We start from the raw sequence: 12,138 nt of genomic DNA on the forward strand, positions 1-12,138 counted from the left end.
AATATTGCGCTGGTGAATGAAACGGACACCCCGGTTCGGCCATTCAGCCGGTTGAGCCGTTTATGTTGTATAGGGATTTTCGCCCGTCCGCCGAACTTTTCAGTCAGGCCGCAGCCTGGTCACGCCAGTAAAGACTCAATCAGTTGGCAGCCACGTCCTTGTGGCTGCCGGGGATTGCTGGTCAAAAATAAGATTATTTCACCGGGGCAAGCGCTGTGCTGTCTACATAGGGTTTCATGATAGTGTCAGCCTGTTCCTGAGCGGCCCGGGCGGCACTTTCCGGTGTCACTTTAGGGTCGTTAACCACAGCCGCCAACTGGTTCTCCATCGCTTTACGTACCGCCACAGTTTCGTAAGTGGCATACCATGGGTGAGCGTACTGTAACTGTTTAAGCGCAATTGCGGCTCGTGGGTCATTTGCGAGGTATGTTTTCATTTCTGGTGTGTCATAGGTTGCTTTACGTGGCGAGAAATAACCTGTAAAGCGGCTCCATTCGCCACTAATTTTCGGGCTGACCAGGTAATTCAGAAATTCCCAGGCTGCTTTTTTCTGAGCCTCGGAAATACCTTTAAAGCTGACCAGGCTGGCACCGCCAATTGGCACAGCACGTTGTTCTTTGGCTGGCAGCATGGCGACACCTAACTCAAAGTCTTTACTGTTTTCACGCATAAAACCCAGCGCACCGGTACTGAGCATCGCCATACCCAGCTTTCCGGAAAAGAATGCCGCGCTGATTTGTTTGGCATTCAGTACACCAGAGGGCATCACATGATCCTGGTAAATCAAGTTTTGCCAGAAGCGCAGGGCGCCAATGGTGGTGGGGGAGTTGTAATATACTTCACCAGGCCAGGTATCGTTAAAGTAGTTACCGCCATTGGCGCGAACTAATGCTGAGAGGATCCAGCCGCCGTAATCATCATTAGTAGAAGGGAGCATGATTCCCCATTGTCCCTGATCTTTACTGGTCAGTTTAAGCGCGTCGGCGCGTAATTCTGCCCATGTTTGAGGGGGCTGGGTAATACCGGCTTTAGCAAATAGTGTTTTGTTGTAGTAAAGAATTGGCGTGGAGTTTTGGAACGGAATGGCATAAGTTTCGCCCATCACCTGGGCATTTTTCCACATGGCAGGCCAGAAATTCTGCTCCAGAAAATCATTCGCTTTCAGATTGCCATATTTCAGGATCTCGTCCATAGGCAGAATTTCTTTCTTCAGCGCCAGGTCGGTGGTGAAGTTGGCGGACATAATCACCAGCGCTGGTGGTTGCCCGGCTTTCTGAGCTGATTCTGCTTTAATTTTTGTGGTGTCGTAGTTGCCGGTAAAAATACCGCGCACTTCAACATCCTGTTGTGAATCGTTAAAGGTTTTAATGATACGGTTCATTTCCATGGTCAACTTACCGTCGACCGGAGCCGGAAACATAAAATCGATTTTTTCTTTTGCCAGTGCGCTGGCTGTGAACGCCAGGGTTAAACTGCATACCAGAGCCGGTAACCGGAAAGGCGTGGCCTTAAACATGAATAGTCTCCTGATGTAATAAATTGAGCTGTGTGTCAGCATCAAAAAAGTGCAAATCTTCAAGGGAAAAGCCGGGCTGAATAATGTCGCCGCATTCGGGAATGGTTCCCCGGTGGCGGCGGCAATAGCGCATATCCCCGAACGGGGTGGTCAGGTGAAGCAAATAGTCGGCACCCATCAGTTCTCGCTGGCGAAGGGTGGCGGCGAAGGTAAACTGGCCGGGTTGTGGGGTATCGGTAATATGTTCGGGGCGAATCCCCACCCATACCTGGCGTGCCTGCCTGGCATTTGCAGGCAGAGAGATAGCCTGTTCCCCAAAGAAAACCTGGCCGCTTTCGCAGGGTAACAGCAGCAGGTTCATGGCGGGTGAGCCAATAAACCCGGCAACAAAGACATTGGCCGGATGGTGGTAAATGTCGGCGGGGCGGCCGGTTTGCTGAATCACGCCATCTTTCATAACCACTATCCTGTCCGCCATTGACATAGCCTCGGTCTGGTCGTGGGTCACATAAATGGTGCTGATACACAGCTTCTGGTGCAACGCCATAATGCTGTCGCGCACCTCGGTACGCAATTGCGCATCCAGGTTGGAAAGCGGTTCATCCATTAAGAACAACTTCGGATCGCGGACAATCGCCCGCGCCATCGCAACACGCTGGCGTTGCCCACCAGAAAGTTTGCCCGGTTTACTGTCTAACAAGGGTTCCAGGTGTAACATTTGTGCGGCTTTTTCAAGGCGTGTTTGCCACCCGGATTTTGCCTCTTTGCGTACCTTCATTCCGAAGGTAATGTTGTCCCGTACCGATAAATGCGGAAACAGCGCATAGTTCTGGAAAATCATGGCAAAGTTGCGCTCCCCGGCTGGTAACGCATTGATTTGCTCGTCATCCAGCCAGATTTCGCCGGTGGTGGTGTCTTCCAGACCAGCAATCAGGCGCAGCAGGGTACTTTTCCCGCATCCCGATGGCCCAACCAGTACTACAAACTCGCCGTCATGAATATCCAGCGCCAGTGGGTGCAGCGCGGTTTTCCCGTCAAAAGTTTTACTCAGATTGCGCAACTTCAGCATGGCGATGACGGCTCCTCAGTGGGACAACTGGCCTGCGGGTCATACAGCCACGGGCCGGCAAAATGCGCCAGAGAGTGCTGGTAACTCACCCATTGCTCTCCCACCTGGCGGTGCATGGTGCATGCCGCGGGCGACATGTCGTAATACGGGCGGTTATCTTCATGGTGGTAAGGTACCTGGTGTACGGTGCCTGGCACGGTGGCAATAATGGCCTGGCGGTATTGCGTCATACACAAGTTATGGTTGTGCCCACAGAACACCCGAACCAGGTTGGGGTGGCGGGTAATCAGTTCCAGCAATAAATGGCCATTTTCACAGGCGATAGGGTCCATTTGCGCATTGCCCAGCGGCAAAGGCGGGTGGTGCATAAAGACTGCGGCGGGTTTATCCGGGGTGTCGCCCAGTTGCTTATCGAGCCAGGCAACTGTTTCTGGGGTTAGCCAGCCACTTGACGTACCTGTTCTGCTGGTATCAATAAACAAAAGCCGGGTGGCAAAGTGGTCAACCACATAGCGAATATTGTCCGGGTCATTTCCCAGTTGGGGGCATAACGGGCGTAAAAACTCCAGAAAATGGGCTTTATCATCGTGATTCCCCGGAATCACCAGTAACGGGTAACGCAAAGCTCCGAGCACCTGTCGGGCGACCTGGTACTCTTCCGGGCGGCCGCAATTCACTATATCACCACTGACAATTACGGCATCAGGCGCTTCGCGCAGTGCATTCAGTTGAGCCACTACATCGGCGTTGCCGGCATTCACATCAATAAAACCGTACAGTTTCTGGTTGTGGCTGCGAAAATGGGTATCAGAAATTTGTGCTAACAGCATAGAAACACCTCGTTATTTAATACCCGAAAAACCAAAGCTTCTCAGGAACTGCTTTTGGAACAGAATGAAGGCCAGCATTAACGGCAGGCATACCATGAGCGTACCGGCACTGATCATGCCCCATTGCCCGCCAGACTCTGCCCCCATAGCAAATGACACCAGGCCAACAGTGAGTACTTGTTTATCCGGGTCGTTGAGAATCATCAGTGGCCACAAATACTCATTCCAGTGGTAGGTGATACTGACAGTGGCAAAGGCCAGAACGGAAGGCCACGAACCCGGCAACATGACGTGATACAACACCTGCCACCAACTACAGCCTTCCATCAGTGCCGCCTCTTCAATCTCTTTCGGGATAGCCATAAAGGCCTGACGCATCACAAATACGCCGAAGGCGGAGGTGAAGTAGGGCATCATGACCCCGGTGAGTGTGTTGAGCAGGCCCAGGCTTTTCAGTGTGAGCATATTGGGCACCATCATGACGACAGGCATCACCATCAGTTGCACCAGAAACAGGGCGAACAGCGTTTGTTTGCCACGGAACTGGTGGCAGGCGAATACATAGCCTGCTGTGGTGGCGGTCACCAGTTGCACCACAAAGGTTCCACCAGCAAAAAACAGCGTGTTGGTATACAGACTGAGCCAGTTGGCGCTCTGCCAGGCATCACGGAAGTTATCCAGCGTGAGTGGCCCGCGGGGGAGCAGCGATGCCATATCGTTGCCAAATGTGGTGGCACTGAATGCTGAAGAGAGCATCCAGAGAAACGGGCTTATCCATAGCAAAGCCAGGCACAGTAACAGGATCGTCAATGTGATTGCAGGTACAGGCGTGGTGTGGGCACGCGGCAGCGCGCGAGGCCGTGTTGCCAGCGTTACCGGGGATATATCAGCGCTCATAGTGGGCTCCTTTCTCCAGCCACTTCAGGTTGAACAGCGAGAAAGCGAATAACCCCGCCAGCGTCAGGAAAGTTGCTGCTGATGCTTTACCAAGGTCATGAGTTTCCCAGGTGAGGTTCTGGATGTAATAGAGCAGTACTGTGGTGGCGTTATCCGGGCCGCCCTGAGTCATTACGGCAACGTGGTCGATTTGAGTAATGCCGTAAATCAATGCGGTGGTCAGGACAAAACTCAGGGTCGGGCGCAGCAGGGGCAGGGTCACCAGAAAAAAGCGCTGTGTGGCTGAGGCACCTTCCATGCGCGCCGCTTCATGTGTTGAGGCGGGTATTCCTTGCAGCCCGGCCAGGAAAAATAACATGTAATACCCGGCAAACTTCCAGACACCAATCAGTGCTAATGCAAACAGTGCTGTATTGCTGCGCCCCAGCCAGTTGTTATTTTGTGGGCCAAACCATATGGACAGATAATGGTCCAGCAACCCCAGCCCCGGCATAAAAATAAACAACCATAGCGCTGCAGCGCTCACCATAGGCACAATCATCGGGAAGAAAAACGCAGTGCGCAGCCAGCGGTTAAGCCGGTGGTTCTCCCAAAGCGCAACAGCCAGTAATAACGCCAGGGCAATGCCTGGTACCACGGTCAGTACGATATACACCAGGTTATTGGTCAGTGCGCGCCAGAAAACGGGGTCTGCCAGCAGGCGGGCAAAATTATTCAGGCCAACAAAGACAGGGTTTTCGCTGGATAGCCGGGTATCAAACAGGCTGTCATAAACCGACCGCACCAGGGGAAACCAGGTAAACAGCACTAAAAAAAACAGCGATGGGGCAAGGATTAACCAAGTTTGCCAGGTTCTGCGCATAACAGCATTTGCCTTATTACCACTCTCAGAAGGCAAACAGTCTGGTAGGGAAACACTGCAACAGCATGGCGCGCAGATGACGGTTTAATGAAAGGAAATGGTAGTGCAGGCAAGGAGCAGTATCCCACTCCTTGCCGTAACAGCAATTAAACGTTTTGCCGTTCTATGGTTTGCTCTCCCCAGAACAGGGTTTGTTTATCTGTCCTGGCGAAGGCGTTAATCAGGGCTGTATCGTTGCCTTCTTCCCACATTTTCTCGGCCAGTTGTTCGTCGTAATTCACCAGTTCGAAAATCGCTTCAGCAATTTCCGGTGAGGTATTGCGCAAGGCAGCCCATTCACCAACGTGATGTAATTTACTTGCCTGGTTTGTCATAACGCCTCCTGTAACAGGGTATTTAGCCAAACATGTTTACTGTGAACCCGGTGGGTGGTTGTGGTTTTCTGTACCGCGTTCCTTTCTATTAAAGATATGTGCCATGGCGCAGAGTGCAAATATGCTGGCAGTTTTTTTGCCATAGCCATTCATTCAGGCGCTATACCAGAGATATTTTGTTCTCCCTCTTGAAGCACAGGCATACCGGGCGCACACTGGTCATCTCCTTTCCAGTTAACAGGCTTTTTTCGTTGTGCAATCCCTGATGAAATTCTCCATTAAACCCCAGGAAGCCATTCTGATGCTTATCACCATGTTCTGGGGGGGAACATTCCTTGCTGTGCAGTATGCAACGGCAGACAGCGGCCCATTTTTCTTCGTTGGGTTACGTTTTGCTGCGGCGGCTGTAGCAGTAGGCCTGCTTTCGCTTCGCTCATTGCGTGGTTTGACCATGCTGGAGTTGAAAGCCGGGGTTGCGATTGGTATTGCGATTGCTTTCGGCTACAGCCTGCAAACCTGGGGGCTGCATTTTATTCCCAGTAGTAAGTCCGCTTTTATTACCGCGATGTATGTGCCACTGGTGCCATTGTTGCAATGGGTTTGCCTGGGCAAAATGCCCGGGGTAATGGCCTGGGCAGGCATAGCACTGGCCTTTGTCGGGCTGGTATTGCTGGCCGGGCCGCAAGGCTCACTACTGGCGCCAGGCCATGGTGAAGTGATAACCCTGGTCAGTGCGCTGGCGATTGCGGCGGAAATTATCCTGATCAGTGCCTGGGCCGGAAAAGTGGATGTGAAGCGTGTAACGGTGGTGCAACTGGCTACGGCATCATTAGTGGCATTTGCCACCATGTTGCCAGCAGGGGAATCCGTACCGGTAATGACGCCCCGGCTGTGGGTAGTGGGTATTGGCCTGGGGATTTTTAGCGCCATTATTCAGGTGACCATGAACTGGGCTCAGCGCAGTGTCTCTCCCACACGGGCGACGGTTATATACACGGGTGAACCTGTCTGGGCCGGTGTCTTTGGGCGGTTTGCCGGTGAACGCCTGCCGTTGCTGGCTCTGGTCGGTGGCGTTTTCATTGTGCTGGGTGTCCTGGTGAGTGAAATGCGCCTGAAACACAGAAAAAAAGCGAAAGATGAGCCTGATGACAAACCTCATGCCCGCACTGAACGAGAGGGTGCCACTCAATAAAAAACCAGGAAAATCAATTTATTGATTTTCGGCTGCTAACTAAAAAGAAGGAAAAACCACGTTTTTTCCTTCTTTTTCATCAATCTGAAGATGCAGTTGTCCCTGCTTCTCAGGCACCAGATAACTAAAGGCTCAGACGGCGCTAATCAATGGGTGGTAGCGCCGGTCAAACCAGACCAGGCCATGTGGCGCGCCTGCGCTCACTACATCCTGCAGTTGGCAAAACAGAATATCGTGTGTACCAACACTCACCACCTGGCTTATTTGGCAGTCGAAGCTGACCAGCGCACCTTCGAGTAGTGGGCAGCCCGTTACCCCTGTGCGCCATTGTGCGGCAGCAAAACGGGCTTCCATTGGGGTTTTACCGCCAAACAATGTAGACAATTCGGACTGGTTTGCTGTTAGTGTATTCACACACAAATGGCGGTTTTCATTAAATACCGGCCACACAGAAGCCTGGCGGTTGAGGCACACTAACAGCGTTGGCGGGTCGTCTGTTACGCTGCATACCGCAGAGGCGGTGAACCCGGCACGCCCGGCCGGGCCATCGGTGGTGATGATATTCACTGCCGCACCAAGGCGCGACATTGCATCACGAAATAAGGTTTTCTCCAGCATATTGCCTCCTACTCCAGCCCGCAGGCTACGCTGAAATCCAGTCGTGGCAGGCGCGCATGCACTTTGCTGTTGTCGCCATAACCAATATTAATCAGCAGATTACTTTTCCAGCCAGAATCCGCGAAGAAAGTGTCGTTAACTTTCTGCTGGTCAAACCCGGACATCGGCCCGGTATCCAGCCCCAGCGCCCGGCAGGCTATTATCAGGTAAGCGGCCTGCAGGCTGCTGTTACGAAAGGCGGTTTCTTCTGCCAGTGCCGGGCTTGATGTGAACCAGGACCGGGCGTCAGCATGAGGAAACAGGGTGGGTAATTGCTCATAGAATGCCGGGTCCCAGGCCACAATGGCAGTAACCGGTGCCTGCATGGTTTTCTCCAGGTTTCCGCTGGACAGCGCCGGTTTCAGGCGTTCTTTCCCTTCCGCGCTGCGCACAAACAAAAAGCGGGCAGGTGAGCAGTTGGCAGAAGTTGGCCCCATTTTCACCAGATCATACAGTTGAACCAGTAACGTGTCCGGAACCGGTTTTTCCAGCCAGTGGCTGTGGGTGTGCGCCCCGGTATACAGTGTCGCCAGTGCGTCCGGCGTCAGAGCTTCTTGCATAACATCTCCTTTTATCTTGCTTCACTCATGGTCGGAAATAATTCAGCCAGGCCATCGAGTAACAGGCTGTTAAATGTGTCACTGGCTGTGACGTTACAGGCATGTGCTCCCCAGGGCATCACACACAGGCGGCTTGCCGGAAGGCACTCATGCAACATTTGTGAGCAATGCCAGGGAACCAGTAAATCGTCTCTGGCGCAGATTAACAGTACCGGTTGGGTTATCTGGCCTGCCGTGTGGGTAAAACTGGCTTGTTTCAGGGCACCCAGGCGTGCACGCAAATTGGCTTCTCCCTGAAAATGGGCATTATGCAGCGCTTCTTCGGCTTCCAGCCGGGGCTGTTGCTCACCCAGCCATTCAGCCGGGTAGAGAAACAGCGGTTGTGCGTGGTTCCAGGCGGCTGCCCCACCACTGCCAAGCAGTTGCTCGCGGGTGGCGAAGCAGCGAGCAGTTTGCGGGTTCAGACTCAACCAGCCGTTAATAATCACCAGTGCGGTAATGGATTGCGGGTAGTTCAGCGCCAGTTGCATGCCAATCAACCCGCCGAGTGCGTGCCCGGTAACGGCGTAACGGGTCACTCCGTGGTTCGCCAGGGCGTGGTGTAACTCATCGGCCATCATTGCCATGGTGTAGTCAGCCGGGAGTTCAGACTGGTTTTCCCCGGTACCGCGATGATCATAAGTGATGACCTGATATCGGGGTTTCAGCGCGCTGAGTTGCGCCACCCAGTAGCTACCGCTTCCCCCCAACCCGGCACTAAGCACCATTACAGGAGCACCGGGGTATGGCGCATCATGGACGTGCAGTTTCATGCAGAAGCTCCGTTGCCAATATGGGCGGTGGTGGCGATTTCCACCAGTGCTTCAGGTTTAACCAGTCCACACTGGATGCAAAAACGTGCTGGTTTATCGCCCGGGAAAAACTCCGCGTAAACTTCATTAATCGCGGCGTAGTGAGTCCAGTCGGTGATAAAAATAGCGTTGAAGGTCACATCCTCCATCGTCCCGCCCGCTGTCTCGATAACGGTTTTGATTGTTTCCAGAACGTGGCGGGTTTGTGCCTTTGGGTCGCCGGGGTACACCACATTATTTTGCTTATCAAATGGTAGTGTGCCGGAAACATAAACCACGCCGTCTGCCAGTGTGCCAGGAACAAAAGGCGCAATAGGCGTTGTGGTGCCAGCAGGAATAATCACTTGTTTTGGCATGGTATGTTCCTTATGCAATATGGGCTAATGATGTAGTGTCAAGGGTGTCGCAGAATGTTTGTACATCGCTAACCCAGCCAAAGAAGGTTTCAATATTGAATAGCGCGGCCTGTTGAGCGAATGCTGGTCCTGCCTGATGCGTGGCGTCTTCCAGCACAATGCCGAAATATTCCAAAAAGAACCCATCACGCAGCGTGGATTCCACGCAGACATTGGTGGCGATGCCAGTAAAGAACAGCTGGCGAATTCCCCGGCTGCGCAAAATGCTGTCGAGCGGGGTATTGAAAAAGCCACTGTAGCGGGGTTTGGGGAGCAAAATGTCACCAGGCTCTGGTTTAAGCGCATCCACCAGTTGGTAATCCCAGCCGCCTTTGGCCAGTAACTTGCCCTCCAGTTCCGGGCGCTGGCGCATGGTTTTCAGCGCATTGGATTTATGCCAGTTAGGTGAGCCTGGTCCACCTGCCTCAACATACTGTTCATCCCAGCCGTTCTGGAACCAGATAACCGGGATCCCGGCGGCCCGTGCGGCACTGACGGCAATGTTGATTTTTTCAATCACCGGGCCGGTAGCTGAAACATCAAACCCGGCAAGGTCGAGATAACCGCCTTTGCTGGCATAGGCGTTTTGCATATCCACAACAATTAATGCGCTTTGTTCGGGGGAAAACGAAATTGCTTCCGGGCGGGCTTCAAGGGTCAGATCTTTCATCAGGCAACCTCCTGTTGAGCGGGAAGAACAGCTTTACGGCAGGACATCAATGGTTGGATGTGTTTGCCAAAGTTTTCAATACCTGTCAGGAAATCGTCAAAGGTCAGCAGTACACCTGCACAACCAGAGACTGTCGCCACTTCATCGAGCAGACGGGCGACGGTAGACCATGAGCCCACCAGGGTACCCATATTGATATTGACGGCGGAGGTCGGGTCGGCCATCTGGCGTACATTGGTATCGCTCCCCGAGCGGGTATCTTTCTGGCTCTGTTCTGTTAGCCAGGACAACGCATCTTCGTCAGCACCGGCTTTATAGTGTTCCCATTTGGCGCGGGCGGCTTCGTCTGTTTCGTCGGCTATTACCATGAACAACACATAGGAACCAACATCACGCCCGGCTTGTTCCGCTGCTGCTTTCATGCGTGCAGCGGTGGGAGCGAAGGCGGTGGGAGTGTTGACACCTTTCCCAAAACAGAAGTTGTAATCGGCGTACTGTGCTGAAAAAGCCATTCCGGCATCACTTTGCCCGGCGCAAATAACTTTCACCGGTTGTTCCGGGCGCGGGCTGAGGCGGCAGTCGTTCATCGTGAAAAATTCACCTTTGAAGTCGCTCTGGCCTTTGCCCCACAGATCCCGCAGAACTTGTACGTATTCGGTCAGGTAATCGTAACGGCGGGAAAAGTATTCATCCCCCGGCCACATGCCCATTTGTTCGTATTCGGGTTTTTGCCAGCCGGTAACCAGGTTTACCCCAAAACGCCCACCGGAAATGGAATCTACGGTGGATGCCATACGGGCGACAATAGCCGGGGGCAGGGTCAGTGTTGCGGCTGTTGCGTAAATCTGAATTTTTGATGTGACGGCAGCCAGACCGGCCATCAGGGTGAACGACTCCAGGTTGTGATCCCAAAATTCGGTTTTACCGCCGAAACCACGCAACTTGATCATCGAAAGGGCAAAGTCAAAATGGTAATGCTCTGCTTTTTGCACAATCGCTTTATTCAGCTCAAACGTTGGCATGTACTGTGGCGCATTGGTTGAAATCAGCCAGCCGTTGTTACCGATAGGAATGAATACACCGATTTTCATCACGAACCTCGCACGTCTTGGTTGAGTAAATGCATGGGCCTGGCATCCTGCCGGCATTTCCTGTCACCACGCTGTAGCGAAAATGTTGCAATTGTGATGCCAAAAATAAAAAGTATTTATTATTAAACAGTTAATAAATAACGCAAAAAAAGTAAGGTTAAAAAAGTGGACTATTTGGTCAAAAATGGTGCACAAAAAAGCACCATCAGAGCGCAGGCCCTTCAAGCTTGTCGAGTGGTGAAGCGGATTTTGTTATGCTGTCTGCATCCATGCAGGGAGAGTAAATATGGCCGGTGAAACGGTAAAAACGACAGGGCGGCGCTCCCGGGCGGTCGCCGCGAAAAAGCAGGCCATTCTGGCCGCCGGGTTAGCCCTTTTTTCTCAATATGGTATTCACGGCACCAGCCTTGACCAGGTGGCAGAACAGGCCGGTGTTTCCAAAACGAATATGCTCTATTACTACCCGTCTAAAGAAGCATTGTATGTGGCTGTGCTTAAAGACATTCTGGAAATCTGGCTGGCACCTTTCAAGTCCTTCAGCGCCGACCAGGAACCGCTGGTGGCAATTGGTGATTATATTCGCAGAAAGCTGGAGGTCTCACGCGATTACCCTCAGGCCTCCCGCTTGTTTTGCCTGGAAATGCTACAGGGTGCTCCTTTATTAATGGCCGAGTTGTCTGGTGATTTAAAACAGCTGGTGGATGAAAAATCCGCGATTATTGCCGACTGGGTTGCCAGTGGAAAACTGGCTCCTGTTGACCCGCATCACCTGGTCTTTATGATTTGGGCCACCACCCAACACTATGCCGATTTCGCCACACAAATAGAGGCGGTAACCGGAAAAAATCTCAGAGACCCACAATTTTTTGCCGAGACTGTGGCAAGTGTCCAGCGCATGATTACCGAAGGCATTCGGGTGCGTTGATGGTCAGGGGGCAGGCAAGCCCGTAGCAACAGGGCTTACCTGCCTGTGTTTCACTGTATACAGAGAGCGACGTTTTACCCTGCGCCTGTTCCAAACCAGACACCGCGCAGTTGCATCAGTTTTTTCAGCGGTGCCCCATTCAGTTATTACTCCACCGTGTGTGTTTCAGTGTATTTTCCCCCTGTTATTAACCATGTGAGCTATCTTTAGTTTTATTCCTGTGGGATATCTGAGGACTGTGACGCATTG

14 protein-coding genes are annotated in these 12,138 nt (G+C 52.6%); 2 read left to right on the forward strand and 12 right to left on the reverse strand.

Annotated elements, in window-relative coordinates:
* Nucleotides 1-193 precede the first annotated feature (193 nt).
* The 6 genes from A9B99_RS18640 to A9B99_RS18665 all read right to left on the reverse strand — a co-directional run bounded on the left by A9B99_RS18640 (nt 194) and on the right by A9B99_RS18665 (nt 5,548).
* Nucleotides 194-1,516, reverse strand: coding sequence for an ABC transporter substrate-binding protein (locus tag A9B99_RS18640; protein ID WP_064600099.1), 1,323 nt, complete (start codon nt 1,514-1,516; stop codon nt 194-196).
* Nucleotides 1,509-2,585, reverse strand: a complete 1,077-nt coding sequence (locus A9B99_RS18645) for an ABC transporter ATP-binding protein (RefSeq protein WP_064600102.1) — start codon at nt 2,583-2,585, stop codon at nt 1,509-1,511. Before A9B99_RS18645 ends, A9B99_RS18640 begins: the two co-directional genes overlap by 8 nt.
* A complete protein-coding gene (locus tag A9B99_RS18650; protein WP_064600104.1) occupies nt 2,579-3,415 on the reverse strand; it encodes a phosphodiesterase in 837 nt (278 codons plus the stop codon). The genes A9B99_RS18645 and A9B99_RS18650 overlap by 7 nt, the downstream gene beginning before the upstream one ends.
* A 12-nt stretch (nt 3,416-3,427) precedes the next feature.
* Complete coding sequence (locus A9B99_RS18655; protein ID WP_064600106.1) at nt 3,428-4,312, reverse strand: carbohydrate ABC transporter permease; 885 nt, start codon at nt 4,310-4,312, stop codon at nt 3,428-3,430.
* Nucleotides 4,302-5,174, reverse strand: coding sequence for a carbohydrate ABC transporter permease (locus tag A9B99_RS18660; protein ID WP_064600109.1), 873 nt, complete (start codon nt 5,172-5,174; stop codon nt 4,302-4,304). Before A9B99_RS18660 ends, A9B99_RS18655 begins: the two co-directional genes overlap by 11 nt.
* A 146-nt stretch (nt 5,175-5,320) precedes the next feature.
* On the reverse strand, nt 5,321-5,548 hold the full coding sequence (locus A9B99_RS18665) for a YccJ family protein (RefSeq protein ID WP_064600111.1): 228 nt from the start codon (nt 5,546-5,548) through the stop codon (nt 5,321-5,323).
* A 265-nt stretch (nt 5,549-5,813) separates the two neighbouring features.
* Here A9B99_RS18665 and A9B99_RS18670 point away from each other — a divergent pair, with 265 nt between their 5' ends.
* Complete coding sequence (locus tag A9B99_RS18670) at nt 5,814-6,740, forward strand: DMT family transporter (RefSeq protein ID WP_064600114.1); 927 nt, start codon at nt 5,814-5,816, stop codon at nt 6,738-6,740.
* 132 nt (nt 6,741-6,872) lie between these two features.
* On the opposite strand, the gene rutF is transcribed toward A9B99_RS18670, so the two are convergent.
* The 6 genes from rutF to rutA are packed head-to-tail and all read right to left on the reverse strand — an operon-like array spanning nt 6,873 to nt 10,964.
* Nucleotides 6,873-7,358: an NADH-dependent FMN reductase RutF gene (rutF, locus tag A9B99_RS18675; protein ID WP_064600116.1), complete on the reverse strand. Its 486-nt coding sequence runs from the start codon at nt 7,356-7,358 to the stop codon at nt 6,873-6,875.
* Nucleotides 7,359-7,366: 8 nt separating this feature from the next.
* Nucleotides 7,367-7,957, reverse strand: coding sequence for a malonic semialdehyde reductase (locus tag A9B99_RS18680; protein WP_064600118.1), 591 nt, complete (start codon nt 7,955-7,957; stop codon nt 7,367-7,369).
* Between the two features lie 11 nt (nt 7,958-7,968).
* A complete protein-coding gene (rutD, locus tag A9B99_RS18685) occupies nt 7,969-8,769 on the reverse strand; it encodes a pyrimidine utilization protein D (RefSeq protein ID WP_064600121.1) in 801 nt (266 codons plus the stop codon).
* Nucleotides 8,766-9,164, reverse strand: coding sequence for a pyrimidine utilization protein C (gene rutC / locus A9B99_RS18690; protein ID WP_064600124.1), 399 nt, complete (start codon nt 9,162-9,164; stop codon nt 8,766-8,768). Before rutC ends, rutD begins: the two co-directional genes overlap by 4 nt.
* A 10-nt stretch (nt 9,165-9,174) precedes the next feature.
* The gene (gene rutB / locus A9B99_RS18695) at nt 9,175-9,873 is read right to left on the reverse strand and encodes a pyrimidine utilization protein B (RefSeq protein ID WP_064600127.1); all 699 of its coding nucleotides are present in this window, start codon (nt 9,871-9,873) and stop codon (nt 9,175-9,177) included.
* A complete protein-coding gene (gene rutA, locus A9B99_RS18700) occupies nt 9,873-10,964 on the reverse strand; it encodes a pyrimidine utilization protein A (RefSeq protein ID WP_064600130.1) in 1,092 nt (363 codons plus the stop codon). The genes rutB and rutA overlap by 1 nt, the downstream gene beginning before the upstream one ends.
* Before the next feature lie 286 nt (nt 10,965-11,250).
* Between rutA and rutR the strand changes: the two genes are divergently transcribed.
* Nucleotides 11,251-11,889, forward strand: a complete 639-nt coding sequence (gene rutR / locus A9B99_RS18705) for an HTH-type transcriptional regulator RutR (protein WP_064600133.1) — start codon at nt 11,251-11,253, stop codon at nt 11,887-11,889.
* Nucleotides 11,890-12,138: the final 249 nt, after the last annotated feature.

Origin of the sequence: Mangrovibacter phragmitis (assembly GCF_001655675.1) — a bacterium.
GTDB classification, from domain to species: Bacteria; Pseudomonadota; Gammaproteobacteria; order Enterobacterales; family Enterobacteriaceae; genus Mangrovibacter; species Mangrovibacter phragmitis.

Bases quoted from the DNA above. Each gene is read 5' to 3' on its own strand.
- A9B99_RS18640 (WP_064600099.1), bottom strand. From the start codon at position 1,516: ATGTTTAAGGCCACGCCTTTCCGGTTACCGGCTCTGGTATGCAGTTTA.
- A9B99_RS18645 (WP_064600102.1), bottom strand. From the start codon at position 2,585: ATGCTGAAGTTGCGCAATCTGAGTAAAACTTTTGACGGGAAAACCGCG.
- A9B99_RS18650 (WP_064600104.1), bottom strand. From the start codon at position 3,415: ATGCTGTTAGCACAAATTTCTGATACCCATTTTCGCAGCCACAACCAG.
- A9B99_RS18655 (WP_064600106.1), bottom strand. From the start codon at position 4,312: ATGAGCGCTGATATATCCCCGGTAACGCTGGCAACACGGCCTCGCGCG.
- A9B99_RS18660 (WP_064600109.1), bottom strand. From the start codon at position 5,174: ATGCGCAGAACCTGGCAAACTTGGTTAATCCTTGCCCCATCGCTGTTT.
- A9B99_RS18665 (WP_064600111.1), bottom strand. From the start codon at position 5,548: ATGACAAACCAGGCAAGTAAATTACATCACGTTGGTGAATGGGCTGCC.
- A9B99_RS18670 (WP_064600114.1), top strand. From the start codon at position 5,814: ATGAAATTCTCCATTAAACCCCAGGAAGCCATTCTGATGCTTATCACC.
- rutF (WP_064600116.1), bottom strand. From the start codon at position 7,358: ATGCTGGAGAAAACCTTATTTCGTGATGCAATGTCGCGCCTTGGTGCG.
- A9B99_RS18680 (WP_064600118.1), bottom strand. From the start codon at position 7,957: ATGCAAGAAGCTCTGACGCCGGACGCACTGGCGACACTGTATACCGGG.
- rutD (WP_064600121.1), bottom strand. From the start codon at position 8,769: ATGAAACTGCACGTCCATGATGCGCCATACCCCGGTGCTCCTGTAATG.
- rutC (WP_064600124.1), bottom strand. From the start codon at position 9,164: ATGCCAAAACAAGTGATTATTCCTGCTGGCACCACAACGCCTATTGCG.
- rutB (WP_064600127.1), bottom strand. From the start codon at position 9,873: ATGAAAGATCTGACCCTTGAAGCCCGCCCGGAAGCAATTTCGTTTTCC.
- rutA (WP_064600130.1), bottom strand. From the start codon at position 10,964: ATGAAAATCGGTGTATTCATTCCTATCGGTAACAACGGCTGGCTGATT.
- rutR (WP_064600133.1), top strand. From the start codon at position 11,251: ATGGCCGGTGAAACGGTAAAAACGACAGGGCGGCGCTCCCGGGCGGTC.